This is a genomic window from Chryseobacterium sp. CFS15 (assembly GCF_031118795.1).
GTDB classification, from domain to species: Bacteria; Bacteroidota; Bacteroidia; order Flavobacteriales; family Weeksellaceae; genus Chryseobacterium; species Chryseobacterium indoltheticum.
Window position 1 is genome coordinate 20362 of record NZ_JAVHYL010000016.1, and the last position, 26064, is coordinate 46425.

Here is a 26064-nt window from a genome sequence, read left to right on the forward strand (position 1 = left end):
TATTAAAAATTTCACATTTCCAGATACTAAATATATAATACATAAAATATGAATGACTACGGTTAACCGTAGTCATCATTTAAAACATCAATATCTCCCTAAAAACCCTCTCCATTTCATTCTTATCTCCATTTCCTCCTTTTAAGCTCTTCGCTTTTTCCTCATTATTTTTCACCATCTTCTCCAGAAAACCAAAAAGTTCCCAATCATTTGCATGGTAATAAGATTCTCCTTTTCTGGCTTTTAAGGCAACAAGATTTTCTATTTTGGTTCTTGTAAAATCATCGACTAAAACCAGCAATTCACAGAACAAAACTGGCGGTACAGTTCCTTTTTCTAATATCCATTTTCCGGTCAAAGCTGTTCGAAGACAGTAGAAATAAGATTTCAGTTTTACGTCATCGGTTCTGCAAGCTTCCAGATATTTCTTGCTCATGCTCAGATAATGGTAAGAAACCGCTATCGGCGAAAAAGCAGAATCTGCTAAAGGTTTAAATAAGGCGTAAAATTTTTCATCTTTCACATAAACGATAGGAGAGTAGAACCAACTCAATAAAGCTGCATTCGATTTTAATAAGAGATGAAAAGTCTTTCTCAAATCCCATCCGGAACCGTCGAGGTCGTCTTCGGTCATAAATTCTATCGTTTCGTCTTTATCCCACGGCGAAAGATACCAGTCTTTTTCGTGGCGGTATATAAAACGTATGTCATAATCGCTATCGGGAGATGCAAAACCCCAGGCTCGGCTTCCTGATTCTACGGCAAGAAGTATTTCTATGTTTCTTGTTGCCTCTATTTCTTTTAATTTTTCTAATATTTTTGGTGTCATTGTTTTTTTTGTTTTAAACGCAAAGGCGCAAAGGTTTTAAATTAGTTATGTTTTTAAGGCGCAAGACACTTCGACAAGCTCAGTGTGACAGTGTGTATTTCAAAAGTCTACACTAAGTTGAAAGTTGTAATTTTAATTGAGATAAAATCCTTGCGCCTTTAAAAGTATAGTTGTTAAAGAAATTGCGCCTTTGCGATTACCAACAACTACGCTTTTCTAAACTTCTTCTTTTTCTTCCATGGTGCATTCTTCTGCACATCACCCGCCATAATACATCCGTAAGGCATCACTTCATCCAATACTTCACACAATCCGTATTCTTCAATCTGCGCTCTTACATTTTTGGCACTTTTATAAGCGGTCGGAAGTTCAGAAATATCAATATCATTGGTGAAGAATCTGATATCCAAACCTTTTGTTTCTTCTTCAAAAACCTCTTCAATCGTTTTGTGAGCCAGAGATTTTTTATGAAAAGTTCTGCTGAAATTTCTTCCTGCGCCGTGTGGTGCAAAACCTAAATTTCTCTCATTCGTTGTTCCCTGAACAATCAATACAGGTTCTGCCATATTCAACGGAATCAATCTTGGGCCTGTAATATCCGGCAAAAATTTATCGTCCAGCGGAGTTGCTCCTTTCGCATGGTAGAATAAATCTCCATCTCTGAATACAAAATTATGTTCGTTCCAATATCTGTTTTGCTTTTCGATATTTAGCTTTTCTAAAGTTGCGTTATGAATGGATTCATGGTTTTCTTTCGTCCAGTTTCTTATCAATTGCAAAGCTTCCCAATATGATTTTCCTTCTTCTGTTTCAAACGGAATCCATGCATTTTCTTTTAAAGTTTCTGGCGAAATTTCCTGTCTGAATCTATTTGCGACTTTCATTCCTTTATCGTACAACATTGCTCCGGGAGCTCTCGATCCGTGATGAGTGACCAACATTGTATGTCCTGTATTTTTAGAAATTCCGACAAATAAGAAATGGTTTCCATCACCTTGAGTTCCCATATGAGACCGGGCGATGCTGATTAATTTTTCATCATTCAAAAACTCATTTTCTCTGAAAGCATCCATCAATTCCTGAGACATTTCCATTTGCTCACCTCTCGGTCTTCCTCCATATCCGAAATGGGTGATTGAATGGGCTGCATCCAAAACTTCTTTAGGATTTATTTTCCCAAAATCTGTCAACATGACGGAACAACAAATATCTACGCTATGAAATCCGGGATGAATGGCATTTTTTGCGACTACAACTCCGCCTACCGGAATATATCCTTCAGGTCCTGTCGGACAAGCATCGGGCATAATGGCGCCGTCAATCAACGTTGGCGTTTTCATCAACACTTTCATCGTATTGATTACTTTTTCTACGTTATCAACTTCATTTTCGTGTTCGGCTCTGATGTTGATGATGAAATCTTTTGCTTCAGCATGCAACGGAATTGGTTCCGGAGATTTGAATTGCTCCAAATATTCAGAGATTTGGCTTTCATCCAATTGATTTTCGTTGATATATTCTAATGCTTCTGCAAACCATTTTCCCGGTCTGTATCCTAAAGCGATCAATTCATTTCCTGTAATTGTATTCATATTCTTTGTTTTTATTTTGGCAGCTTAACCGCTTTCCGCTCCCGCTTGTCACTCTGAACTCTCAGGTACGGGCTGCGAAAGATTAGACTTTTTATTGCTGCTTTGTCATTTTGTTGATGCAAAGTAAAAGCACAAGTGTGCAATCTTTTTGCGCAGAGAAAATATTTTTGATTATTTTTGAGAAATTTAATTGTAAATCTGGAGTCAGAAATAATTTGTTTCTAAGAAAAGGCACAGGGTGGCTAACTGATAATAGAAAAATAAAGATAATGATGTCTTAAGCTCCGTGGGAGCGATCTGTAACAATCTATCGATAGAAAAAGATAGCGTTCCTACGGAATGCCCAATGGTGTCCTTTTAAATTTTCTACACAGATATTGCTCCGATGGAGCAAATTTTATGATTAAAAATTAGCTTATTCAGAAATATTGAAAATAAAAAATATGTTATTCGAACAATTAGAAAAATCAGCGGAGGAAATTCAATTTAAAGATGTTATTGCATTCATCGACGAACATTACGATTTTACGCCAACAAAATTTACCAATGGAAATACGGTAAATGAAGCAGATCAGAACAACGGTTCTTGCAAAGTTTTCAGTTTTGCACAGATAAATGACCTGTCGAAAGAAGAAACACTGAATCTTTTCGGAGAATTTTACAGAAAAGATGTCTTACAAAATCCTGAAGGAACAGATCATCAGAATATCAGAAATTTCATGGAATTCGGGTGGGAAGGGATCTCTTTTGAAGGGAAAGCTTTGGTGAGAAAATAGATTTGTTTATTCATATAGTTAGTCATTCCGTAGGAATCTCTGCAAAATTTTTATAAGTAGTTGCTTAGATTCCTACGGAATGACAAATTGGATGTTCATATTAAACCACCCCGTCAAAAACTCTACGAACTTTCGCCACCCCTCCAAATGAGAGGAATTTTAATTGATTTATTCTTAAACTTAATCTTAGCCTCAACCTAATTTATGTCATCCAACAAAAACGCTCTGATTCGCTATAAAACTTTAGACAAATGTTTGAAGAATACATACAAACAATACACTTTGGAAGATTTGATCGACGAATGTTCTGAAGCGCTTTTTGAGTTTGAAGGGAAAGAATCTTTTGTAAGTAAAAGAACGGTGCAGCTCGATCTTCAAAATATGCGAAGTGAAAAGTTTGGCTATGAAGCGCCAATTGAGGTTTATGAAAGAAAATATTACCGTTACAGCGATCCCGATTACAGCATTCACAATATTTCGGTGAATGAAAATGATCTGAAAGCGATGAATAATGCAATACAGATTTTAAAGCAGTTTAAGGATTTTTCGATGTTTAAGGACATGAATGGTGTTATCCAGAAGTTGGAGGATTCTATACATTCAACCAGCCAGAAATCGATTATTCATTTAGATAAAAATGAGCAACTGAAAGGTTTGGAGCACATCGATGTTTTGTATGAAAATATTTTAAATAAAAAGGTTTTAAAGATTTGCTATAAAAGTTTTAAGGCAAGAGAAGAGAATTTTTTGACGGTTCATCCTCAATTGTTGAAAGAATATAACAATCGCTGGTTTTTGATTTGTTGGCATAAAAAAGCGATTTACAATTTGGCTTTAGACCGAATAATTTCCATTGAAACAGATGATGATACGGAATACATCGACAAAGATTTTGATGCAGACCGCTATTTTGGCGAAGTGATCGGAGCAACCGTTTCTGAAACACAGCGACCTCAAAATGTAGTGTTTATAGTCAATTCACAACATGCACCTTATGTAAAAACGAAGCCCTTTCATCATTCGCAGGAAATTATTGAAGAAGATGAAAACGGAACGACCTTTAAAATTTGCGTACAGCTCAACTTTGAACTGGAGCGCATGATTTTGGGAATGGGAGAGTTTCTAACGGTTTTAGCTCCGAGAAAACTGAAACAGAGAATCGCTAAAAGTATTAAAACTGCTCATTTAAATTATCAGGCTCAAAATACGACGGCTGAAGAATTGTAAATTTAGAAATAGAAATTGGCTTGAAACTTGTAATTGTTTCCGAAAATAAATTATTATGAAATCCAGAATATTAAAAGCCGTTGTGGCACTCGTTGTGCCGATTGTTATAGAATTTATCATCAAGAAAGTTACCGAAAAGCTCGATAAAAACAAAGACGTGAAAGATGTAAAATCTATTCCTTCGCCTCATTAAAACCATAAAACCTTCCTAATTGGGAGGTTTTTATTTTTCAATCCATTCTCTGAAATCTGCTGTCTGACTTTGACTTGTGATAAGTGGATTTCCCCAACCTTTCATCTCTAAGGCTAAAGCATTTTTCGAGTATCGCTCCAATTTTATAATACTTTTTTTATTGACAAGTTCGCTCCGATTGATCTTGAAAAATTCGTTAGGATTCAACTGCGATTCTATTTCTTTAAGCACGGTTTGATTGAGTAAATGTTTTTTACCGTAATCATCAAACGCAAAAATAACTCCTTCTTCAGCTTTAAAAAATGTAATACGCTCAGTTTCTAAAAAATAAATCCCTTTATTGCTGATCACGCTGAATCGTTCTTTGAAACTTTTGGGCTGAATTTCTTTTTGAATCTGACTTATTTTTAATAAAATTTCATCGGAAGCATGAGACTTATTTAATACTAAAAATTTATTCCAGGCTTTTTGAAAACGTTCTAAGGTAAAAGGTTTCAGAAGGTATTCAATTCCATTTGTTTCGAAAGCATTCATCCAAAATTGGTCGTAAGCGGTCGTAAAAATAATAGGACAGGAAATTTTCACCTGATCATAAATTTCAAATGCATTTCCGTCTAACAATTCGATATCCGAAATAATAAGATCAATAGATTTTTCTGTTTTGAAAAATTCTACAGCTTCTTCCACGTTATCAATTTCTGCAATGATTTCGGTATTTTCTTTTAACTCATTAATAAATCTGATGAGTTTTTTTCTTGCCGGAATTTCATCTTCAATAATGACTATTCTTATCATGCTTCTGGAATTATAGGTAAGGTTACGGAAAACTGATCATTGGTATTTTGAATTTTTATCTGACTTTCGGTTAGTAAAAAATACTGTTCGTTGAGGTTTTTCAATGCTTTCCCTGAGGGAGATTTTGTGTTTCTCTTTTGAATAATATTATTTGAAACCGTAAGATCTTCATCAATGTTGATGTTGATAAAAACAGGTTTTGTTTCTGTTCCGAAATTATGCTGAATCACATTTTCTAATAATAACTGAAGACTTAACGGAACAATAAAAGCTTGCGATTGACTATTTTTTATTTCCAATTGATAAGATTTTCCGTATTTGTGCTGAATCAGTTTGAAATATTTTTTAACAAAAGCTAATTCTTCATCAATTTCTACCAATTTTTTATCTGAAACCTGCAAAACATAACGGTAAATATCTGCAAATTCGTTGAGGAAATCTGATGCTTTGGCTTTGTCTTCTTCAATAAGTTGGTCGAGAATATTGAGATTATTAAATAAAAAATGGGGGTTGAGCTGGTTTTTAAGCTTATTGATTTTGGTCTCGGAAAGCATTTCATTAAAAGCTGCAATCTGTTTCTGGTTTTTCTGATTTTTTTGGTAATAATAAAAAGCAAGAAAAAAACTTCCGTAAATAAAAGCATTCAAAAAATCTGAAATAACATTGTTGAGAAATGTTTGCGAATTAAAGTTCCTTTCAAAAGTATCAAAAATAAAAGCGATAATAAGTTTAAAAATATTAAGTATAATCAAATACAAAAGAAGGGAAGTTCCAAAAATTTTAAAAATTTCTTTAAAATTGAAATTGTCCGATTTTTGCCAATAGATCATCAGGAAACGCATAATCAGAAATAGAATACCGGCATTTACAAAATATAAAACAGGAGCTTCCGGTGTGAAAGTGTACCAGTTGATCTCTCTTTCTGTCTGAAAACGGGTTTCTATGGTTTGCACATAAGAAAAAAGAAAAATAAAGAGTAAAAAGTATTTGTTCTGCTGTATTTCGTTTAAAATTTTCTTCATGGTTTTTGTTACAACAAAATAGTTCTATAAAAATACAGAACTATTTATAAATTTTATAATTGAAAATGTGTTTACGGTTATTTTGAAGATTCTTCGGGAAATGAAGCGGTAATATTTCCTTTGTCATCATAAAAATTGAGCTTTGCTTTGTTTTCTTTATCTACATAAAACATGGCTTTAGGCAATCCTTTTGCATCAAAAAGAAACAAGCCATCTCTTTGTCCGCGAGATTTTCCGAGCATAATTCTTGGCGTTCCTTGTCCGAAATTTTTAATTCTCTGAGATTCATTTTTAGGACGATCGTTGAATGTAAGACTACTTCCCACAAACCTTTCATTACCTTTCTGATAATCTTCCGATAGCAACTGCATGATTTGGTCGCCGTCATATTGATCATGTGTGAATGAAAGTCCTGAAGAGTGACCGTCTGCATTTTTCTTACCGTCATAGATGAAGCCACCACATTCCAGACCTTCTTCGTTGAAAAATAGCATTCCGGAACGTTTTTTACGCTTTTCGTTGGTGTAAACACCGTTTATTTTGGTTTTTCCGTTTGGAAAACGATCTACATTGGTAATTACCATTTTAACAGTACCATCTTTTTCAACGATATTAATTCTTTCCACATCGATTTCTGAAAACTTTTGATTTCCATTACTTTTAAAAGCTGAATTGACTAAAAAGAAAATTGCAATAGCCATAGAAAGGGCAAAAGCTCTTAAAAATACAAGTTCTCTGTTGATACGTTTTGATGTCATAATTGTTGATTTTATGGCGTAAAAGTATCATGAATATGGGGTTTGAATCAACAACTATTTTTTGAACTAAGGAAATAATGCAATGAAATAAGAATAATATAATATGAGTGAATTTTTAGCTTAATTAAATAAAATCATAAATGCCGTTCTTCCAGCCCAAAACTTTTGACGAATCTGCATTCAGCCAGTTTTTAAGAACCGTTGCGTAGACTTTTCGGAAATCTTCGGTGTATATTAAATCGCCTTCATTTAGATTTTGCAAATCGGGAAGGGCATTTAGAATTCCCTTCTTTTTTAATCCACCACTGATGAAAAACATTTGATTGGCCGTTCCGTGGTCGGTTCCTTTGCTTGCATTTTGGGCAACTCGTCTTCCAAATTCTGAAAAAGTCATCAGTAAAATGTCATTAAACAATCCATTCGATTTCATATCGGCAACAAAAGATTTTACGGCATCATTGATCTCTCCAAATAGCTTTTGCTGTCTTTCATTTTGATTGACGTGCGTATCAAAACTTCCTATTGAAAGGTAATAAACCTGAGTGTTGATGTCAGATTTAATCAATGAGGCCACCGTTTTAAAGTCTTTTCCGAGTTTAGAATTTGGATATTCCTGAGTCGATTTTTTTGCTTTGCTTTTCTCGAAAATATAATCAGCGTTATTGATCGTAGAGCCTAAAGTTTTGTATAAGTAAGAAACCGTTTCATCATCATGATGATGGTCGTTATTGTACAAAGATTTGAAATATTTTTCCTGACTGGTTTGATACAGTTTTTTTGGATCTTTAAAGGCAAAAGCTTTGTTGTTTTCTCCTTTTAAAGCCAGACTCAGCATGTCATCAACTTCCAAAGCCTGCGTTGGATGTTCGCATTTATAACATTCTTCATCCAAAAATCTTCCAAGCCATCCTGTTTCCAAAAACTCATCGCTTTTACTTGCAGAATGCCAAATATTTATGCTTCTGAAATGGGATTTATCGGGATTCGGATAACCCACATTATTCATCAGGGAAAGTTCGCCTTCGTCAAATAATTCTTTAAAATAAGACAAAGCCGGATTGATTCCTGTTTCATCATTTAGAGGTAAAGAATCTGTGATTGCAATTGAGTTTCTTTCTTTAAAATAAATATCGTTTTTTGTAGGAATGATTGTGTTCAAACCATCATTCCCACCTGTGAATTGTAAAACGATCAATATCTTCTGACTTGGATTTAAAGCATTATCTAAAGTCATCGACTGCAAAAAATTCGGAACCAATAAGGAAGCCGTTGCCAATGAACTGATCTTTAAAAATTCTCTTCTTTTGATTAACATAAGGTTAGGTTTTAGGTTGGGGATTTTAGGTGGCAGTCTATGAAGATTATTAGATTTAACTAAAACCTAAAACCTGCAAACTGTAACCTTTAAACTACATTAACTGATATTCCGGTGTGGACATCAGATTGATCACATTCATTTTAAGACTCTTATCCGAAAACTGATTAACAATATTCATATCCAATGATTCTGAATTCACAATTAGATAATCTTCTGCTTTTTTCTGCGTTAAAGCTTGGTCAACTTTCGTCCAGTCGATAATTATATTCGGGTTTTTGAAGCTTTTATTTAAAGCTTCCCGTGATTTCATTCCCATTTCCATATCATCATCATCTTTTGCTGAATATTCCATGGGACGCAAACCCGACCAGATTTGAGGAATCTGAAGTCTCAACATTAAAGTAGAGCTGTCGATCCAGGATTTTCCATTCGGCCAACCTGCAACATTGGGTGGATAAAGTAGCATTTGACCTAAAAGTTTTTGGTAAACTGTAATGTTTTCAGGATTTTGAATGTTCATCGGTAGCATTCTCATCATTCCGACAAATAATTCTGTGGGAGATTTTATACGGTTGCCAATATTTTTTTTGTCATAAAACCAGGAGCTTGAAAAGATCTCGGTCATTAGTTTTTTGATGTCATATCCAGATTGATAAAAGCTCTGGCTTAGGTTTTCAATTCTATTGGAATTGGGTTTTTCATTGACGAAAAACGTATAGATTTTTTTAGTAATAAATTCTGCTGTAGATTTTTGTTCGAGAATAATATTCAAAATATCATCACCGGTAAAGTTTCCGGTTTTTCCAAGAAAAGTTTTTGTACCGGTATCGTGAAGCTTTTTTCTTTCATTAAAATTTCCTTCTTTATCATAACCCCATCCTGTAAAAGCTCTTGCGGCTTCCCGAATATCTTTTTCGGTGTAATTTCCACGACCCATTGTGAATAGTTCCATCACTTCACGGGCAAAATTTTCGTTGGGATGATCTTTTTTGTTCTGTTGATTGTTTAAAAAACTGAGCATTGCGGGAGAACGGCTCACTTCAAACAAAAGATCTTTGAAATTTCCCAAAGATTTTCCCCTAATTATATTCAGTAATTGCTGGTTAAATTTTGGATTATTGATTCTCGTCGCAAAATGTCCGTGCCAGAAAAAAGCCATTTTCTCACGTAGCTGTTCTTTGCTGGCAGTCATTTTTTGTAGAAAATTAAGATTCAGTTCGTTATTTTGTTTCTGATTAACTCTTTGAATTTCCCTTTTCTGTTCGGCTGTAGCCTTTGGATCGTTATATTCAATCGGTTGAATGTCGGGAGTTTCATAAACAATAGGAGAGAAGCTTTCTTCATTGAAAACTTCCTTCAAAATTGTCTTGATGTTTTTGTTTTTCAGGTCATCTACCTGCTCAATTTCTGGTCCGAAACCTGCACGCCAAAGAAGATGTTTGTTATTGATAAGTGAAGCAGCCATAATCCTGATTTTATTTTTTTTGATGATTAAATAAAGATGAGGTTAAAGAGTATAAACAAAAATTAATGTCTATTTATTGTTTGCCTATATGTAAAGTTAAACAACTATTTAAATATTTTAAATTTTAATGATTTGATTTTCATTGTGTATTGGATATTGCGGGCTTTGGGATGAAGAAGTGTGAATTATTTTGGCATGATTTTTACATCTCTCTTTTTTAGTAAAATTTAAAAATCAGAGTTATGAAAATGTTTAAGCAAACCATTTTGGCAGCTGGAATTTTAACAGCCGGTTTAGTAAGTGCGCAAAGTGCTCAGATGAATAATATGATCAAAGTAGGAGCAACTGCAGGTATTGCTGTTCCTTCAGATAACGTGTCTGCGGCAGTGGGCGTAGATGTAGCATATCAAAATCTTATCACTCCAGGTTTTGGATTAGGTATTGCAACAGGGTATACCCATTATTTCGGAAAAGATAACAGCGGATATAATAATAATGATGTTGGAGTTGTTCCTGTAGCAGCACTTTTCAGAGTGTATCCAAAGCAAACCGGATTTTATTTCGGAGCCGATTTAGGATACGGATTTTTGGTAGGTGATGATAAAGTAGCAACCAATTCAACAGTAAACAGACCAGACGGTGGTTTCTATCTTAAACCTGAAATCGGGTACCACAACAGAGACTGGAATTTTTATGTACAATACCAAAAAGTATTTGCAGGCAGCAACGGAGATATTGCATCACCAGCTTCTCAGGACTATAATGTGGGAAGCATCGGAGTAGGATTTTCTTACAATATTGCTTTAGGGAAATAATCAGACAGAATATAATTAGTTATTAGCCAAACCTTTTCGAGTTTTTGAAAAGGTTTTCTGTTCCAATACACGAAATACCAAAACAATTATTATATTTGATAAAATTTGCGATTATGAACTTGAATCCAAAATTTCCTCTCTATTTACCAGGGGTAAAGAACACCAATAATGATAATGTTTCTATTATCGGAGCCAACTTGAGAGAAGATGTGACTAGTATTGCATATTACACTTCAGGAAATTCCGGGATAGAACTTAAATTTAAAAATAATTATCCTACCAAAGAATATGCATCTTTTACTGATGTGCTTTCAAAGTTTATGCAGGATTCTCAGCTGGAAAATGTACAACGCCTTGGGATCTCGGTTCCGGGACCTGTACTTGACGGTAAAAGTCATCCGGCACGTTTAAACTGGAGCTTAGATGTAGAAGAGTATCAAAGCAAATTTGGTTTTGAAAAAGTCGACATGCTGAATGACCAGGAAGCCGCTGCTTATGGAATTGCTCTTTTGGATGATTCTGAACTGGATGCAATCTATACAAACGGTCAACGTGAAAAGGGGAATGTTGCTATTCTGGCACCAGGAAATGGTTTGGGAGAAGCAGGATATTTCTTTGACGGAAAATACCTAAGACCTTTTGCAACGGAAGGAGGACATTCAGAATTCTCACCGAGAACGAATGTTGAAGTAGAATTTTATCAGTTTTTAAATAATATCTATGGAATTGTAAGCTGGGAAAATGTGCTTTCTAAAACAGGTTTGTTTAACATCTACCGATTTTTGAGAGATGTAAAAAGACATCCTGAGCCTGAATGGCTTTCAGAACGCTTAGCCCATGGAAACTTTACTGAAGAAATTTATAAAGCATCCATGAATGAAGAAGCGTTGATCTGCAGAATTGCTTTAGATACCTTCATCGAATTTTTGGCAAGAGAAGCAAACAACCTTACTTTAAAGCTTAAAGCTACGGGAGGTTTATTGATTGCAGGAGATATCCCACAAATCATCAGAGAATATATCGACAAAGATAAATTCTACGAGAAATTCAAGATCAGTGACAAAATGGAAGATATGTTGAAGAATATTCCTATCCATTTGGTGAATACAGACAGTACAAGTATCAACGGTGCGGCACTCTACACCGCTTACTTTACAGAATAAACATAAGCTCCGAAGAAATTCGGAGTTTTTTTATGCCTGATTTTATTCATATCGAAACAGCTTTTTTATTGATGTACATCAAGATGAATTATTAAATAAGATAATTACATTTGCAGCATTAAAAAAACTATTTAAAAATTTACAATGAAAAAAATATTCATATTAGCAGTTTTGGCTAGTGGATTAGCTTTCGGGCAGGCAAAAAAAGTAGTAAGCTCTGATGTTCACTGGTGGGGATATAAAGTTGCTAAATCTCAGGCGAGTTCTCATGACGGTACCATTACTGTAAAATCAGGAAGTATCGTAATGAAGGGTAGCGAAATTGCAGGCGGCTCTTTCGTTTTGGATATGAATTCTATCAACGCAACTGATGTTTCGGGAGAAACGCAGGGTAAATTGAACGGTCATCTTAAAAACGGAGATTTCTTTGAGGTTGAAAAATTCCCTACCGCTACATTCAAAATTACATCAGTAAAGAAAAACAACGATAAAATGTACAATCGTACCATTAACGGTGATCTTACGGTAAAAGGTAAAACAAACCCGGTTTCTTTTCCTGCAAACGTTACGGTGAAGGGTGGAGTGGTAACTTTAACGTCAGATAAGTTCTCTTTCGACAGACAAAAATTTGATGTTGCGTACAAGTCTTCTATGAAGGATGTTTTTGTGAAAGATGAGATAGAAATGACCGTTAAGGTGAGTGCGAAATAATTTATTTAAAAAAATATTATTAAAAGTGTAGAAGTTCTACACTTTTTTTTATTTTTGTTGAATTGTAAATAAAATATAATGAAAAGATTACTATTGTTTGTTATGATGTGTGCAAGCATATCATTTGTTTTTGCTCAGAAAAAAGGAGATAAAGTTTCGAAAGTGATAACATCCGAGATTAAATGGTGGGGACATAAAGTGGTAAAAACTAAAGCTTCGTCTCACTACGGAAGTCTGAAACTGAAAAGCGGTAAATTTAATTTCGATAAAACGGTTTTGGTAGACGGTGAGTTTGTAATCGATATGAGAAGTCTTATGGTTGCAGATGTTTCTGGTGATGACCAGGTAAAACTGACTAACGAATTGAAAGGAACCAATTTCTTCGAAGTTAAAAAATTTCCTACCGCTAAATTTCATTTAAAGAAAATCATCCCGCTTGCAAACAGCGAGTACAATTCTACCATTGTAGGTGATATCACGATCAAGAATATCAGAAAAACAATTTCTTTCCCTGCAAACGCCCATATTACGCAGTTTACAGTAGAAATTGAGTCTTCAAAATTCTCTTTAAACAGAAAAGATTTCAGAATTTTCTATCAGAATTCTTTGAAAGATTATTTCATCAAAGACGAAATGGATATTCAGTTTAAGGTTTCTACTCAAAAAGTTGATAACGAAAGACCTTTGTAAGGTTAAAATTATTATAAATAAAAAAGGACTGCTGGAAATAAGCGGTCCTTTTTTTATTTTAGCATGATGAAAATCTACGTAATAAGCGGTCTTGGTGCAGATTTTAAAGTTTTGGAACGTTTGCAGTTTCCAAAAGATCATGACGTTGTATTTATTGATTGGCTGATTCCCGAGAATAATGAATCTTTTGGTTCTTATATCGAGAGAATGGCTGAAAAGATTGATGAGTCGGAGCCGTTTTATCTTTTGGGATATTCTTTTGGCGGTATTATAGTTCAGGAAATTGATAAAATAAAACCCGCTCAAAAAGTCGTTATTCTTGGAAGTATAAAATCTGACAAAGAAAAATCAAGGTTAATCAGGGTGGGAGAATTTACAAGAATCCCGAAGTATCTTCCTGTGGGTTTCTTTAGTGACCGTACTTCTCAGCTTTACGCCAAGTTCAGACAAATGATCGATTCAAAAAATCCAAAAGTGATTGAGTATTTTCAGGTTCGGGATCCTTACTATTTGAAATGGTCTGTAGAAAGAATTTCGGAATGGAAATTTGATGAAAATCCTCATGTGATCCAGATTTTGGGTGACCTTGATATTGTTTTTCCATTAAAAAATTCAAAACCTGATTATATCATTAAAGGTGGAACCCATCTTTTTCCGGCAACAAAATACAAAGAGGTTTCTTTACTTTTAAATAAAATATTTATTTAAATTTTAAAATAGCATTAAATTTATCGGGGTTTACAATTTATTTTTATGTTTTTATCGTATTTATTTTTAATTTTGAAGGGGTTAAAATAAAAAAATAAATATAATTACTTTTTTTGGTGATTTAAAACAGTTAAAAATAAAAAACTCTTATGAAAGTTGGATTAAAATGGAAAGTTTCATTTGTTGTCATTTGCATTGTAGCAATTGGTGGTTTATTCTTCAGACCAGATGTCGATATTCCCAATACCGGAGATTTTCTAAGTGAAAAAGAAATTGTCGGTTCAGATGTAGCCTGGATTCTTGCTGCAGCTGGTTTAGTTTTGCTGATGACTCCCGGTTTATCATTTTTTTATGGCGGAATGGTCGGGAAGAAAAATGTAATTTCTACAATGCTTCAAAGTTTTATTGCTCTTGGAGTAATTTCTATTTTATGGATTGTCGTTGGTTTTTCTCTTTCGTTTGGCGAATCTATCGGATTTGAAATCGATGGCGTTCATTACGGGATTATCGGAAATCCTTTCACGTATCCGTTTTTCAATCATGTAAGTATTTATCCTCACAAAGCGATGGCTTCAACCATTCCGTTTGTTTTGTTTGCGCTTTTTCAGATGAAATTTGCGGTAATTACTCCAGCTTTAATTACGGGGTCGTTTGCGGAGCGCGTCCGATTTATTTCGTATCTGGTTTTCATGGTATTATTCAGTCTTTTTATTTACACACCACTTTGTCATATGGTTTGGCATCCGGAGGGACTTTTAAATAAATTTTTCGGAGTTAAAGATTTTGCGGGTGGTACGGTTGTTCACATGAGTGCAGGTTTTGCGGCTTTAGCGGGTGCCATTGTTTTAGGAAGAAGAAAAAATCCGCATCATGAGCCGTCAAATATTCCTTACGTTATTCTCGGAACAGGAATGCTGTGGTTCGGATGGTTTGGTTTTAATGCAGGTTCGGCATTAAGCGCTAATGCAACTGCTGCGATTGCTTTCGGTACAACAACCATCGCTTCAGCTTCAGCAATGATGACCTGGATTTTCTTTGATAGAATTAATGGACGAAAAGTTTCTGCTTTGGGCGCATGTATCGGTGCGGTTGTCGGTTTAGTGGCCATTACTCCGGGTTGTGGCTTTGTTTCTATTCAGGAAAGTATTTTTATAGGTTTTATCTCTGCAATTGTTTCTAATTTGATGGTTAATTGGAAAGCTTTAAAAAAGATTGACGATACACTTGATGTTTTTGCCTGTCACGGAGTAGGAGGGATTATGGGAATGATTCTTACCGCAATTTTTGCTCACGGTGAAAATGCAAGTCTTCTTCACGGAGGATTCGGAGTTTTTGCACATCACATGATAGCGCTGATTTTAGTTTCGCTTTTTGCATTTTTCGGATCGATCCTTTTATATAAAATTACGGATAGAATTATTACGTTGAGAGTACGAGAAGATTCAGAAGAGCAGGGGCTTGATATGTCGCAGCATAGCGAAAGCTTGAAATGGTAAATGCGTTTTAAATCTATATAATTTCTCTTTCTGATGTAGAAATAGCGTTGATTTGTTTTGATATTTTAAATCTGCTCAACGCTAATGTCATTCAAAACGATTCTTTACAAAAGTACACTTCCATGGAATGTTGACTGGTTACATTATGATTAATTGTTTCCATTCTAAGGTATTTTCAATGTATATTTGCTTTTCATGAAAATGGAATTCATTTATGGAATCAATATCAGTTTTTGAAATTATTAAAGTAGGAATTGGCCCGTCTAGTTCGCACACGATGGGACCTTGGAATGCAGCAGCTGCATTTATCAGGATTATAAAAAGAGAAAGATCAATTGCTGAGGTAAAAGAAGTTTTTCTTGAATTTTTTGGTTCACTGGCAAAAACGGGGATCGGTCACGGAACCGATATTGCCGGAATGTTGGGTCTGAATGGTGAAGATTTTAAGATAATTGACACTACAAACATTGATGACATTGTTAATCATATCAAAGAATCTCAGATTATTAATTTGGGTGGAGAAAAAGAAATTCCTTTCATTTACGGGCATCATTTGGTTTTGAATATGTCTCAGACTCTAGATTATCATCCAAACGGAATGATTTTTAAAGCAATTTTTGAAGACGGAACCGAGCTTGTTCAGGATTTTTATTCTGTAGGCGGAGGTTTTATAATGAGCCAGGAAAAAAAGTCTATTGAAAAAGAATGTGTACGTACTTTATATCCCTGTCATAAATCTTCTGATATTGTAAAATACTGTGACAAATTAGGTTTTAATAAAATTTCAGATTTAATTCTTATTAATGAAGAAAGCTGGAGAACGCAGGAGGAAACAAGAAAAGAGGCACTTTATATCTGGGAGCAGATCAAAGAATGTATTTATAAAGGAGTCAATAAAGAAGGTATTTTACCGGGCGGACTAAACGTTACGCGCCGTGCTGCCGGAATCAACAGGAAACTTTTAGGAGATAAAATCTACAAAAATAAAAATGAATGGTTTCAGCAGGTTGTTGATGCTGAAGAAAATTTCACCAATATCAATAAGTGGATTTCATGTTTTGCTTTGGCGGTAAACGAAGAGAACGCTAGTTTTGGAAGAATTATCACGGCGCCAACGAATGGGGCGAGTGGGGTAATTCCGGCAGTTTTAATGTATGCTCAGGCTTTTACAGATGCTGTAAGTGCAGATGATATTGCCAGATTTATCTTAGTTGCAGGAGAAATTGGAACTTTATTTAAGAAAAATGCTACCATTTCTGCGGCAATGGGCGGTTGTCAGGCGGAAGTCGGCGTATCTTCAGCGATGGCTGCAGCAGGCTTAACGGAAATTTTAGGCGGAAGTGTCGGTCAGGTTTTAATGGCAGCGGAAATTGCAATGGAACATCATTTAGGCTTAACGTGTGACCCGATTAAAGGATTGGTGCAGATTCCGTGTATCGAGAGAAATACAATGGGTGCAATCAAAGCAATTACGGCGGCAAATATTGCCTTAGAAAGTGATCCTGCAAAAGCTAAAGTCAGCTTAGACCAGGTAATTCAGACCATGTGGGAAACTGCTCTATCAATGAATGATAGATTTAAAGAAACATCAGAAGGAGGTTTGGCTATTGCGGTGAACGTTCCGGAATGTTAAAATAAAACATCAGTAAGATCTTATAAAAACGTGCGCACCATTTGAGTAAAAGGTGCGCACGTTTTTGTTATAAGATGCGCACGTTTTAGATGAAACATGCGTATCATTTGTTTAAAGTAAAATGTATGCTTTTACTTAATTTTTGGATATTCATAATCAACCCCATATAAGAAGCTTAATATAGCAACAGCAAACTCATTACCTGCGATGCCGAGACGATCAGCATTTAGAGAATAAGAAATAGAGAGATTATCTTCGCCATTATAAATCATCAAAGAGTTTGTTCCATAAGTTCCGCCGCTGTGACCTACAAATATTTTACTGTGGAAGGGTACAATTGCCAATCCTCTCCCAAATCTGTTTTCGTCAGGAATCATCGTTTTTAATGATTCTTCCGAAACCAATTTACGGTCGAAAATAGAATTGATGATGATATTTAAATTATTCGGAGTTGTCGCAATGTCACCTACACCAACAACGTTATTGAAATCGAAATCGTTTATTAAATTCCATTTTGTATCATAAGAATAAGGTTTGTAAACATTTGCGGGTTTTTGACCAGCAGTGTAAAATTGTTTTAATTGTAAAGGCTTAATAATAGATTCGTTCAAATTTTCTGCGTAAGATTTCTTTGAAATTTTCTCAAGAATTTTCGATAATAAATAATATCCGGAATTTGAATATTGCTGATTAGAACCTGGATCAAATAACAATCCCTGCTCAATTATTCTTTCGATAATCTGTTGTTCTGTTGCTTCTTTTGTAAGCCATCTCGCATCGTTCTTGCCTTGCACATAATCTCCAAGACCGGCGCTGTGATTAAGTAACTGGGAAATTGTAATCTTATCTGAACTTGGAATCTGAGGAAAAAATAGTGAAAGTTTATCCGTAAGGTTTAATTGTTTTTTTTCGATAAGTTTAAAAATCATAATTGCAGTCATGGTCTTAGAAATAGATCCAATCTGAAATAGTTTATTCGTGCTTTTAAAATCCGGAAGATTTTTCTCTCCAAAATTCTTTGCATAAATTTCTTTTCCATCTTTAAATATGGAAATTTCTCCTGCTAAGGCATTATTTTTCTCTAAATAAGAAACAAAATCGTCAATTTTTTTTAAGCTTTCAGCGATATTAGAAAGTTTAATGACCTCAAGAGTTTTGTCTTTATTTTTTGTTTTATCGAAAGGTTTTAGTGTTAACGGTAAAACCATTCCGTTTTGTGTAAAAGTTCCGGTGATTTCAGAGCTTTTCATTGTTCCTTTGAATTTTGCATTCATTGCGGTATGTTCAAAACTCAATTCATTATTAACAAAAGATGTTTTATCGATAGGAATTCCTTCCGCACCTTGCAAAGGGCTATCGAGAGTAGATTTATATCCATCTTTTTCTTTTTGGATATTGATGATCAGAGGAAGTTTATTGCCTTGAATTTCAAGTTCGCCCATCCATGAGCCTACAATTTGTTGAGCAAAAACCGAATTAAAAATCAAGAAGCAGAAGAAAAGTAAAAATTTATTTTTCATATTTTTTAATTTATAAAAGTTGCATTGTAAGCATGGTTGTTAATAGTAATACTGCAAAAATTACGATGTGACGCCAGTCTTTCATATTGGTAGCAGTTCTAAAACCATTGAAGAGAATCGCTATTCCATAAGCTGTGATTGCAAGTGATACGAAAGAATAGATGGTAATGATTACAACAGAAATCGTATCGATTTCGTAGGATTGATTTTCCACAGAAGCCAAAATTTGTTTCTGCGCATTTTTAATCAAAGGTATTTCTGATATGAGTAATAATAAAATTACGATAAATTGGGAAATGAAAATAGGATTTACGACATCAATAAAGCGCGTTCTTTTATTAATTATTTTTCCATAAACAAAGAAAATAACAATACTTATCGCATAAACAACTAATGTTGATAATATAATTTTTAATAATGAATCTTCGGAGTCTATCGACCTGAAATGAAACAAACTGTCTGTCTGAAGACCAACAGAATAACCGAATGAAAATACTGCGGTAATTGATACCAACCCTGCAATAAGTAAAGTTTTTTCATCAAACTTCAAAAAAGGATTAAAAATAGTTTTCCAGTTCATAGATATTATTTTTTTAGTTGATCAATTTTTTTGATAAGATCATCCATTTTATTTCTCATCGTAGGGTAAGAAAGTTCTGCCTGTTTGGCCATTTCCTTGATGCTTCCACTGGAGAGAAAAAAGTTTAAGATAAAATCCTGCTCATCTCTGTTGAGTTTTAAAAAAACCGGAAGTTCATAATCACCATTTACATTGGTTCCACAATCGGGACATTTCATCTGGCTTACATTGAGCGTATGATCGCAACTCGGACAAATTATAGGAAGTTTCATTAACTTTTGTTTTTACAAATGTAATATTATTTTGAATAAAGTTAAAATTATTTTGAATAAAGTTAAATATTCGTTTTGATTTAAAACTAAAAAAAACTTCCCTGATCAGGAAGTTTAATTTGAATAAAGTATCTATTTATCGAGTATTCCCCGGATTTTATTGGCATTCGTAATTAATTCTTCCAGATATTCAAAATTATCTTTTTCTAAAGCAGATTTGAATTTTCTGAGTTGGGAAATATGTTCGTTTAAAACATCAAGCACATTTTCTTTGTTTTGTTTAAAAATAGGAACCCACATTTCAGGATGCGATTTTGCCAAACGCACCGTGCTCGAAAAACCTGAACTCGCCAATTGAAATATAGTGTCTTCTTCTTTTTCTTTCTCTAAAACGGTGTTGGCTAAAGCGTAAGAAGTAATGTGTGAAATATGCGAAATATATGCGGTGTGAATGTCGTGATCATCGGCATTCATGTAAATTAAATGCATATCAAGACTCTGTACGACATTTTCTACGATTGCCAAAGCGTCTTCTGCAGATTCTTCACGGTTGCATATCACTCCGGCTTTTCCTGAAAAACTTTCGGCAACTGCAGATTTCGGACCGTGGTTTTCGGTTCCCCACATTGGGTGAAAAGCGACAAACCGTGATCTTTTCGGATGGTTTTTTACTGAATTTACAATTCCTGATTTTGTAGAGCCAACATCCATCACAGTTTGCTGATTAGAAATTAAATCTAAAACTTCAGGAAGAATTTTTCTCGCCGAATCTACAGGAATGGCAATGATAACCAAATCTGAGTTTTGAATTCCAGTTCTTAAGTCTGCTTTTTCATTAATGATATTTAAGGCTAAAGCTTCATCAAGATTTTCAGTATTGTTGTCGATTCCATAAATGAAATCTGCAGTTTTTTTCTGTTTTAATTTCAATGCGATTGATCCACCGATTAATCCTACACCAATGATACTTATTTTCATTTGTTTAAATTTTAAAAATAAAAAAACCTCGCCAAAGGACGAGGTTTTAGTTATATATACAAGAAATCCTTATCCCAGATCTGAGTTAAAAATTCCGTAATAATATGTCTTGTTTGTAATCACAGGGCGAATTTAAGAATTTTTTTGAAAATATTGTTGTTTTTATAGTCATTTTTGTTTTGACTTAGAAAGCTGTAGCGTTAAGAAAAATAAAATCTATTCCGTTAAAAATTTCCACTGTTTGAGTGCGACACAATATTGAGGCGAATAATAATCTTGAATTCGTACGAGTTCTGAGGATTTTAGGAACAAATTTTATTTTTAGCGGAAGATTCCAGTCTTGACCTTTTGGTACTTTTACCTTAAGGTATAAGTACTTTATTGAAAAACTAAAAGTAAACTTCATTTTTCTTCATTGGTCTTTATCTTTGACCACTCATCCCGATTTCATATATTTGTTCATTATTCAAAATATGGAGGCAACACAAGATAAAAGGCTATTTCTCATCGATGCTTATGCGATGATTTTCAGAGGATATTATGCATTGATCAGAAGTCCGAGAATTACCAGTACAGGAATTGACACATCTGCAATTTTTGGGTTTACCAATTCTTTGATTGAACTGATCAGAAGGGAAAGACCTACCCATTTGGCTGTTGTTTTTGACGTCGGTCAGGCAAGTATAAGAACGGTTGATTATACCGAATATAAAGCCAACCGAAGCGAAACTCCCGAAGCTATAAAAATTGCGATTCCATATCTTCACAGGATTTTAAATGCAATGCATATTCCGCATTTGGGAGTAGAAGGTTATGAAGCCGATGATATTATAGGAACCATTGCTTGCAAGGCTGAAAAAGAAGGGTACACTACTTTTATGGTGACTCCCGACAAAGATTTTGCACAGTTGGTGACCGATAAAATTAAAATATATAAACCAGGTCTGAAAGGTGGTGATATTGAGATTTTGGGAGTGGAGGAAGTTAAAGCTAAATATGAAATTGAAGACCCAAAACAGGTGATCGATTACCTGGCAATGATGGGCGATGCAGTAGACAATATTCCTGGATTGGATGGCGTTGGCGAAAAAACAGCGATGAAATTCCTGAAAGAATTCGGAAGCATAGAAAATCTCTTAGCCAATACCGATAAGCTGAAAGGTAAGCTGAAAGAAAAAGTGGAAGCTTCTGCCGAACGTGGAATTTTATCTAAAAAATTAGCAACCATTATTTGTGATGCTCCTGTAGAATTTCATCAGGAACAGTATGACCTTGAAACTCCCGATTTTGAAAAGGTAAAAGAAGTTTTTGACGAGATAGAATTCAGAAGATTATACGAAAATCTGTATCGTGCTTTTGCGCCTACAGAAACGGTTACGGTAAAAACTACCGTTATTTCTCAGGATGGTATAACGGTGACAGAAGTTGAAACGCAGGTTACAGAAACTCCACAGCAAAAAGTGGCTAAAAATGTTGGCCAGCTCGATCTTTTCGCAACTTATGAAGAGCTCGATCAGGCAACTTCTACAAAATCTACGATTACAGAAAACGATCATTTATATCAATTTGTCGATAATCCGAAAGCGCAGAAAATATTAGTTCAAAATCTGTTGCAGCAGAAAGCCGTTTGTTTCGATACAGAAACCACTTCGTTAAATGAACTGGAAGCCGAATTGGTAGGAATGAGCTTTTCTTACAAGAAAGGTTTAGCGTATTATATTCCGCTTTCTGAAGATCAGGGTGAGGTGTTGCAGACGTTAGAAATTTTCAGACCTTTCTTTGAAAAGGAGGATATAGTAAAGATCGCCCATAATCTAAAATTTGATTATAAGGTCTTGCAACAATATAATATGACGGTAAAAGGAGCAATGTTTGATACCATGATTGCGCATTACCTTTTAAATCCTGACGGAAGACATGGGATGGATTATCTTTCAGAAGTTTATTTAAATTATAAACCAGTTTCCATAGAAACGATCATCGGTAAAAAAGGAAAAAATCAGGGCAATTTCAGAGATGCAGATTTAAGAACGCAGACCGATTATGCAGCAGAAGATGCTGATATTACTTTCCAGTTGTACGAATTATTTGCACCACAATTAAAGAAAGAAAATTTAGAAGATCTCTTTTTTAATATCGAAATGCCTTTGATGGAAGTTTTGGCAAAAATGGAATTGGCCGGAATCTCTTTAGATGAAAAATGGCTGGCTCAGGAAAGTATTGATCTTGAGAATGATTTAAGACAGTTAGAATCTAAAATATTTGAAATTTCTGGTGAAGAATTTAATATGAATTCACCGAAGCAATTGGGAGAAGTTTTATTTGAAAAAATGCAGCTCGACCCAAAAGCAAAAAAAACAAAAACCGGACAATACGCAACTTCGGAAGATGTTTTACAGAAATTATCTTCGAAACACGAGATTATTCAGCATATTTTAGAATACAGAACGTATCAGAAACTGAAATCGACTTATGTGGATGCATTGCCATCGCAGATTGATAAAGACGATAATCGTGTGCATACCAATTTCTCACAAACTACGGCTGCGACAGGTCGTTTGGCAAGTGTAAATCCTAATTTGCAGAATATTCCGATTCGTACGTTGAGAGGTCAGCAAATCCGGGGAGCGTTTGTTTCAGGAGAAGGTAAAAAGATTATTTCTGCCGATTATTCGCAAATAGAATTGCGTCTGATTGCCGAAATTTCCGGTGAAGACAATATGATTAAAGCGTTTCAGGATGGTGAAGATATTCACGCATCTACTGCAGCAAAATTATTTAATATTCCTTTGGAAGAAGTCTCAAAAACCCAGCGAGGACAGGCAAAAACGGTCAACTTTGGAATTTTATACGGTCAGGGAGCTTTTGCGTTAGCAGAACAAACAGGATTATCAAGATCGGAAGCTAAGCAAATGATAGAGGCGTATTACGAAACCTACCCAAAATTGAAAGAATATATGGCGGAGCAAGTGAAAAGAGCCCGTGATATCGGCTATGTAGAAACCATTTTAGGAAGAAAACGTCACTTGAAAGACATCAATTCGGGAAATTTTGTGGTGCGGGCTCATGCCGAAAGAAATGCCGTTAATGCTCCTATTCAGGGAAGTGCGGCTGATGTTGTGAAAGTGGCAATGATTAAAATTCAAAAAGAATTAGAAAAGGAGAAACTACACACAAAAATGCTTCTTCAGGTACATGACGAATTGGTTTTCGAATCTCCTATCGATGAGGTAGAAGTGGCTACAAATATCATTAAAACAGAAATGGAAAATGCTATAGAAACGCAGGTTCCTTTGTTAGTTGAGGTTGGAGTAGGGAAGAACTGGCTGGAAGCGCATTAAGAAATAACTAAAAAACTTCTGTCGAAAGGCAGAAGTTTTTTTACAATTTTCTATAAATGCTTACATTTTTATCACCAAATTTTTCAATATATCCTTTTTCCAATGCTGTTTTCAAGTCACGACTTGCAGTAGCAGAAGAGATTTCTGAAAACTTTTTCATGTAATCTTTTCTAGAAAACTCTTTTTCTATACTTTCTAAGAAAATAGAAATCCGATCATTTTGGGTAAGTTTTCGAATGGTATTGGTTAGAAGTTCTGATAGTGATTTATCAATGATTTCTAACATATATTCTATGAATTTTGTGGAGTGTCCTTCTTTATCAGACTGAGAAAGTGCATGATAATATTGAGGCTGATTTTTAGAAATCAATGTTTCAAAAGGCAAGAATTCAAATACAGGAAATTCATTCATCAAAATTAACGTTTGCCAAAGTCTACCCATTCTGCCATTTCCATCCATAAAGGGATGAATAAATTCCATTTCATAATGAAACACACAACTTTTTATCAGACTTAATTCTGAATTATCTTTTAAATAAGAAAAAAGTTCCTTCATCAAATATGGTATATTTTCTGATGGTGGAGCGATATGTTCTACTTTCGAACCTTTTAAAATTCCAACTCCTTTTGTTCTGTATTTTCCTGGATTTTCAACGAGACCATTCATTAAAGTTTTATGAGCTTTTAAGTAATCCTTTTCAATATTAAATTTTAATCTATCTAATTCCTGATAAACTTTCAAAGCATTTAAAACTTCTTTAATATCTTTTTCAGGTCCTAAAACTCTTTTGTTTTCTAAAATTGCTGTGATTTGATCTTCTGAAAGAGTATTTCCCTCAATACTTAATGAGGAATGAATGGTTTTAATTTGGTTCTGTTTTCTTAACTGAGGATTGTTTTTAATTAAATAATTAGCATTTACTTCACCTATTTTTTGAGAAATATTTGAAATTAAATGTAAAATTTTAGACGTAATCTGATATGGTGGTTTCATAAGTGATAGTATCATTTGATACTATCAAAGATAATGAAATTAATACTCAAACTCAATTCCACCTAAATAAACCAAAGAAAACTCATCGTTTTCCACAGATTTTGGTTGCGGAACCTGTCCTTGGCTTACAAAAACCAGAGAGTTGATATCAAACTTAAGATTCATTTCGTTGATTCTGTTGTATAAAACCGGAAGCCATTGTTCGGCAAAAGAATATTCAGAAAAATGCTGAATGCTTTGTTCGAAACCATATTCCATCAAATCCTGATCAAACCAAAGGGTGTCTTGTGACTCTGCAAATTTTGAAATATAAGTGTCGTCAGATTCTTCTTCGATGTAGTAATTCTCATCTTCCTCTACAAACTGGAAAAAATCTTCTTCCGTTCTGAAATTTCCTACCCAAAAATCTAAAATCTGTCTATCCATAGTATTTATTCAAAGCTCAAAGGTAAGAATATAGTTTTTGGATTCAAAAATTTAGATAAGTTTTGTAATTGTTTTTTCCGTCACTTCGAATAGCGCCGCGTATCGAGAAGTTATTTATCAATTTAGTTCTCGATACAAAATTCTTGCAGAATTTCACTCAAACTGACGAATATTAGTAAGAATATCAAACCTTCAAAACCCCTCTGAAAGCTCTTGCCGCATAATAAGAATCGGCTCCGTTGTGATACACAAAAACGGTATTGTAGCGGCGGTCACAGAATAAAGCGCCACCCAATTCTCTGATTTCTTTCGGAGTTTTAATCCAGCTTGAAGTTTTCTGGTCAAATTTTCCTACACTTTGTAAATAACGATATTGTTCTTCGGAAAGAATTTCTACGCCCATTTCTTTGGCAGCCGTTATTACGTCATTTTGTGGCTTATGTTCTTTTCTGGAATCTAAAGCTTCGCGGTCGTAGCAAAAACTTCTTCTTCCTTTTGGACTTTCTGAAGAACAATCGAAGAAAATATATTCATCCGTTTTTTCATCATAATCGACAATGTCGGGTTCTCCGCCAGAAATTTCCATTTGGTGCAGTGACCATAATTTTGATGGATTTAAATTTAGTTTCTCTTCAATTTTTGACCAGCCCAGATTTTCATGACGGCTTTTATTTTTCTCAAAACGCTGTTGCAGAATATCAAGAAGTTCTATGGTTTCTTTTTCGGATAATTGTTTTTTTTGTGGCATTTTCTTCAGATTTT

25 protein-coding genes are annotated in these 26064 nt (G+C 34.5%); 11 read left to right on the forward strand and 14 right to left on the reverse strand.

Annotated elements, in window-relative coordinates; all coding sequences use genetic code 11:
- Positions 1 to 79: 79 nt before the first annotated feature.
- Complete coding sequence (locus tag OH814_RS19110; RefSeq protein ID WP_308829257.1) at positions 80 to 829, reverse strand: nucleotidyltransferase domain-containing protein; 750 nt, start codon at positions 827 to 829, stop codon at positions 80 to 82.
- A gap of 206 nt (positions 830 to 1035) precedes the next feature.
- Positions 1036 to 2421 (reverse strand): RtcB family protein, encoded by a 1386-nt coding sequence (locus tag OH814_RS19115; RefSeq protein WP_308829258.1) that lies wholly within the window; start codon positions 2419 to 2421, stop codon positions 1036 to 1038.
- 443 nt (positions 2422 to 2864) lie between these two features.
- On the opposite strand from OH814_RS19115, the gene OH814_RS19120 reads away from it, so the two are divergent.
- The 3 genes from OH814_RS19120 to OH814_RS19130 all read left to right on the forward strand — a co-directional run bounded on the left by OH814_RS19120 (position 2865) and on the right by OH814_RS19130 (position 4617).
- The gene (locus OH814_RS19120; protein WP_308829259.1) at positions 2865 to 3197 is read left to right on the forward strand and encodes a HopJ type III effector protein; all 333 of its coding nucleotides are present in this window, start codon (positions 2865 to 2867) and stop codon (positions 3195 to 3197) included.
- Positions 3198 to 3401: 204 nt separating this feature from the next.
- Positions 3402 to 4424: a WYL domain-containing protein gene (locus tag OH814_RS19125; RefSeq protein WP_308829260.1), complete on the forward strand. Its 1023-nt coding sequence runs from the start codon at positions 3402 to 3404 to the stop codon at positions 4422 to 4424.
- Positions 4425 to 4479: 55 nt separating this feature from the next.
- Positions 4480 to 4617 carry a hypothetical protein gene (locus OH814_RS19130; RefSeq protein WP_164462478.1) on the forward strand — a complete coding sequence of 46 codons (138 nt, stop codon included), beginning with the start codon at positions 4480 to 4482 and terminating at the stop codon, positions 4615 to 4617.
- A 30-nt stretch (positions 4618 to 4647) separates the two neighbouring features.
- Here OH814_RS19130 and OH814_RS19135 read toward each other — a convergent pair whose 3' ends face one another.
- From OH814_RS19135 to OH814_RS19155, 5 genes are all read right to left on the reverse strand, one after another.
- Positions 4648 to 5412: a LytTR family DNA-binding domain-containing protein gene (locus tag OH814_RS19135; protein ID WP_308829261.1), complete on the reverse strand. Its 765-nt coding sequence runs from the start codon at positions 5410 to 5412 to the stop codon at positions 4648 to 4650.
- Positions 5409 to 6434 (reverse strand): sensor histidine kinase, encoded by a 1026-nt coding sequence (locus OH814_RS19140; protein WP_308829262.1) that lies wholly within the window; start codon positions 6432 to 6434, stop codon positions 5409 to 5411. Before OH814_RS19140 ends, OH814_RS19135 begins: the two co-directional genes overlap by 4 nt.
- Positions 6435 to 6511: 77 nt before the next feature.
- Entirely contained in the window at positions 6512 to 7192 is a 681-nt protein-coding gene (locus tag OH814_RS19145) for a hypothetical protein (RefSeq protein ID WP_308829263.1), read from the reverse strand.
- A gap of 124 nt (positions 7193 to 7316) precedes the next feature.
- The gene (locus OH814_RS19150) at positions 7317 to 8507 is read right to left on the reverse strand and encodes a DUF1501 domain-containing protein (protein WP_308829264.1); all 1191 of its coding nucleotides are present in this window, start codon (positions 8505 to 8507) and stop codon (positions 7317 to 7319) included.
- Between the two features lie 94 nt (positions 8508 to 8601).
- A complete protein-coding gene (locus OH814_RS19155) occupies positions 8602 to 9975 on the reverse strand; it encodes a DUF1800 domain-containing protein (protein ID WP_308829265.1) in 1374 nt (457 codons plus the stop codon).
- A 242-nt stretch (positions 9976 to 10217) separates the two neighbouring features.
- Here OH814_RS19155 and OH814_RS19160 point away from each other — a divergent pair, with 242 nt between their 5' ends.
- From OH814_RS19160 to OH814_RS19190, 7 genes are all read left to right on the forward strand, one after another.
- On the forward strand, positions 10218 to 10790 hold the full coding sequence (locus OH814_RS19160) for a hypothetical protein (protein ID WP_076562295.1): 573 nt from the start codon (positions 10218 to 10220) through the stop codon (positions 10788 to 10790).
- A 113-nt stretch (positions 10791 to 10903) separates the two neighbouring features.
- On the forward strand, positions 10904 to 11953 hold the full coding sequence (locus tag OH814_RS19165) for a glucokinase (protein ID WP_308829266.1): 1050 nt from the start codon (positions 10904 to 10906) through the stop codon (positions 11951 to 11953).
- Positions 11954 to 12097: 144 nt separating this feature from the next.
- The gene (locus tag OH814_RS19170; protein ID WP_308829267.1) at positions 12098 to 12664 is read left to right on the forward strand and encodes a YceI family protein; all 567 of its coding nucleotides are present in this window, start codon (positions 12098 to 12100) and stop codon (positions 12662 to 12664) included.
- A gap of 78 nt (positions 12665 to 12742) precedes the next feature.
- Positions 12743 to 13354, forward strand: coding sequence for a YceI family protein (locus OH814_RS19175; RefSeq protein WP_076562292.1), 612 nt, complete (start codon positions 12743 to 12745; stop codon positions 13352 to 13354).
- 66 nt (positions 13355 to 13420) lie between these two features.
- Positions 13421 to 14062: an alpha/beta hydrolase gene (locus OH814_RS19180; RefSeq protein ID WP_308829268.1), complete on the forward strand. Its 642-nt coding sequence runs from the start codon at positions 13421 to 13423 to the stop codon at positions 14060 to 14062.
- A 149-nt stretch (positions 14063 to 14211) separates the two neighbouring features.
- Complete coding sequence (locus OH814_RS19185; protein ID WP_123885676.1) at positions 14212 to 15558, forward strand: ammonium transporter; 1347 nt, start codon at positions 14212 to 14214, stop codon at positions 15556 to 15558.
- Between the two features lie 214 nt (positions 15559 to 15772).
- Positions 15773 to 17191 carry an L-serine ammonia-lyase gene (locus OH814_RS19190; protein ID WP_308829269.1) on the forward strand — a complete coding sequence of 473 codons (1419 nt, stop codon included), beginning with the start codon at positions 15773 to 15775 and terminating at the stop codon, positions 17189 to 17191.
- A gap of 131 nt (positions 17192 to 17322) precedes the next feature.
- On the opposite strand, the gene OH814_RS19195 is transcribed toward OH814_RS19190, so the two are convergent.
- The 4 genes from OH814_RS19195 to OH814_RS19210 all read right to left on the reverse strand — a co-directional run bounded on the left by OH814_RS19195 (position 17323) and on the right by OH814_RS19210 (position 20541).
- The gene (locus OH814_RS19195; protein WP_308829270.1) at positions 17323 to 18711 is read right to left on the reverse strand and encodes a serine hydrolase domain-containing protein; all 1389 of its coding nucleotides are present in this window, start codon (positions 18709 to 18711) and stop codon (positions 17323 to 17325) included.
- A gap of 10 nt (positions 18712 to 18721) precedes the next feature.
- A complete protein-coding gene (locus tag OH814_RS19200; RefSeq protein ID WP_308829271.1) occupies positions 18722 to 19291 on the reverse strand; it encodes a YIP1 family protein in 570 nt (189 codons plus the stop codon).
- Between the two features lie 5 nt (positions 19292 to 19296).
- Positions 19297 to 19563, reverse strand: a complete 267-nt coding sequence (locus OH814_RS19205) for a DUF2089 family protein (protein ID WP_076562286.1) — start codon at positions 19561 to 19563, stop codon at positions 19297 to 19299.
- A 132-nt stretch (positions 19564 to 19695) separates the two neighbouring features.
- Complete coding sequence (locus OH814_RS19210) at positions 19696 to 20541, reverse strand: prephenate dehydrogenase (RefSeq protein ID WP_308829272.1); 846 nt, start codon at positions 20539 to 20541, stop codon at positions 19696 to 19698.
- A 473-nt stretch (positions 20542 to 21014) separates the two neighbouring features.
- Here OH814_RS19210 and polA point away from each other — a divergent pair, with 473 nt between their 5' ends.
- On the forward strand, positions 21015 to 23882 hold the full coding sequence (gene polA, locus OH814_RS19215; protein ID WP_201135003.1) for a DNA polymerase I: 2868 nt from the start codon (positions 21015 to 21017) through the stop codon (positions 23880 to 23882).
- 40 nt (positions 23883 to 23922) lie between these two features.
- Here the strand turns inward: polA and OH814_RS19220 are convergent, their stop codons facing one another.
- From OH814_RS19220 to OH814_RS19230, 3 genes are all read right to left on the reverse strand, one after another.
- Entirely contained in the window at positions 23923 to 24876 is a 954-nt protein-coding gene (locus OH814_RS19220; protein ID WP_308829273.1) for a Fic family protein, read from the reverse strand.
- Positions 24877 to 24915: 39 nt separating this feature from the next.
- Positions 24916 to 25302 (reverse strand): immunity 22 family protein, encoded by a 387-nt coding sequence (locus tag OH814_RS19225; protein ID WP_308829274.1) that lies wholly within the window; start codon positions 25300 to 25302, stop codon positions 24916 to 24918.
- A gap of 184 nt (positions 25303 to 25486) precedes the next feature.
- Positions 25487 to 26050, reverse strand: coding sequence for a DUF4256 domain-containing protein (locus OH814_RS19230; protein WP_308829275.1), 564 nt, complete (start codon positions 26048 to 26050; stop codon positions 25487 to 25489).
- Positions 26051 to 26064: the final 14 nt, after the last annotated feature.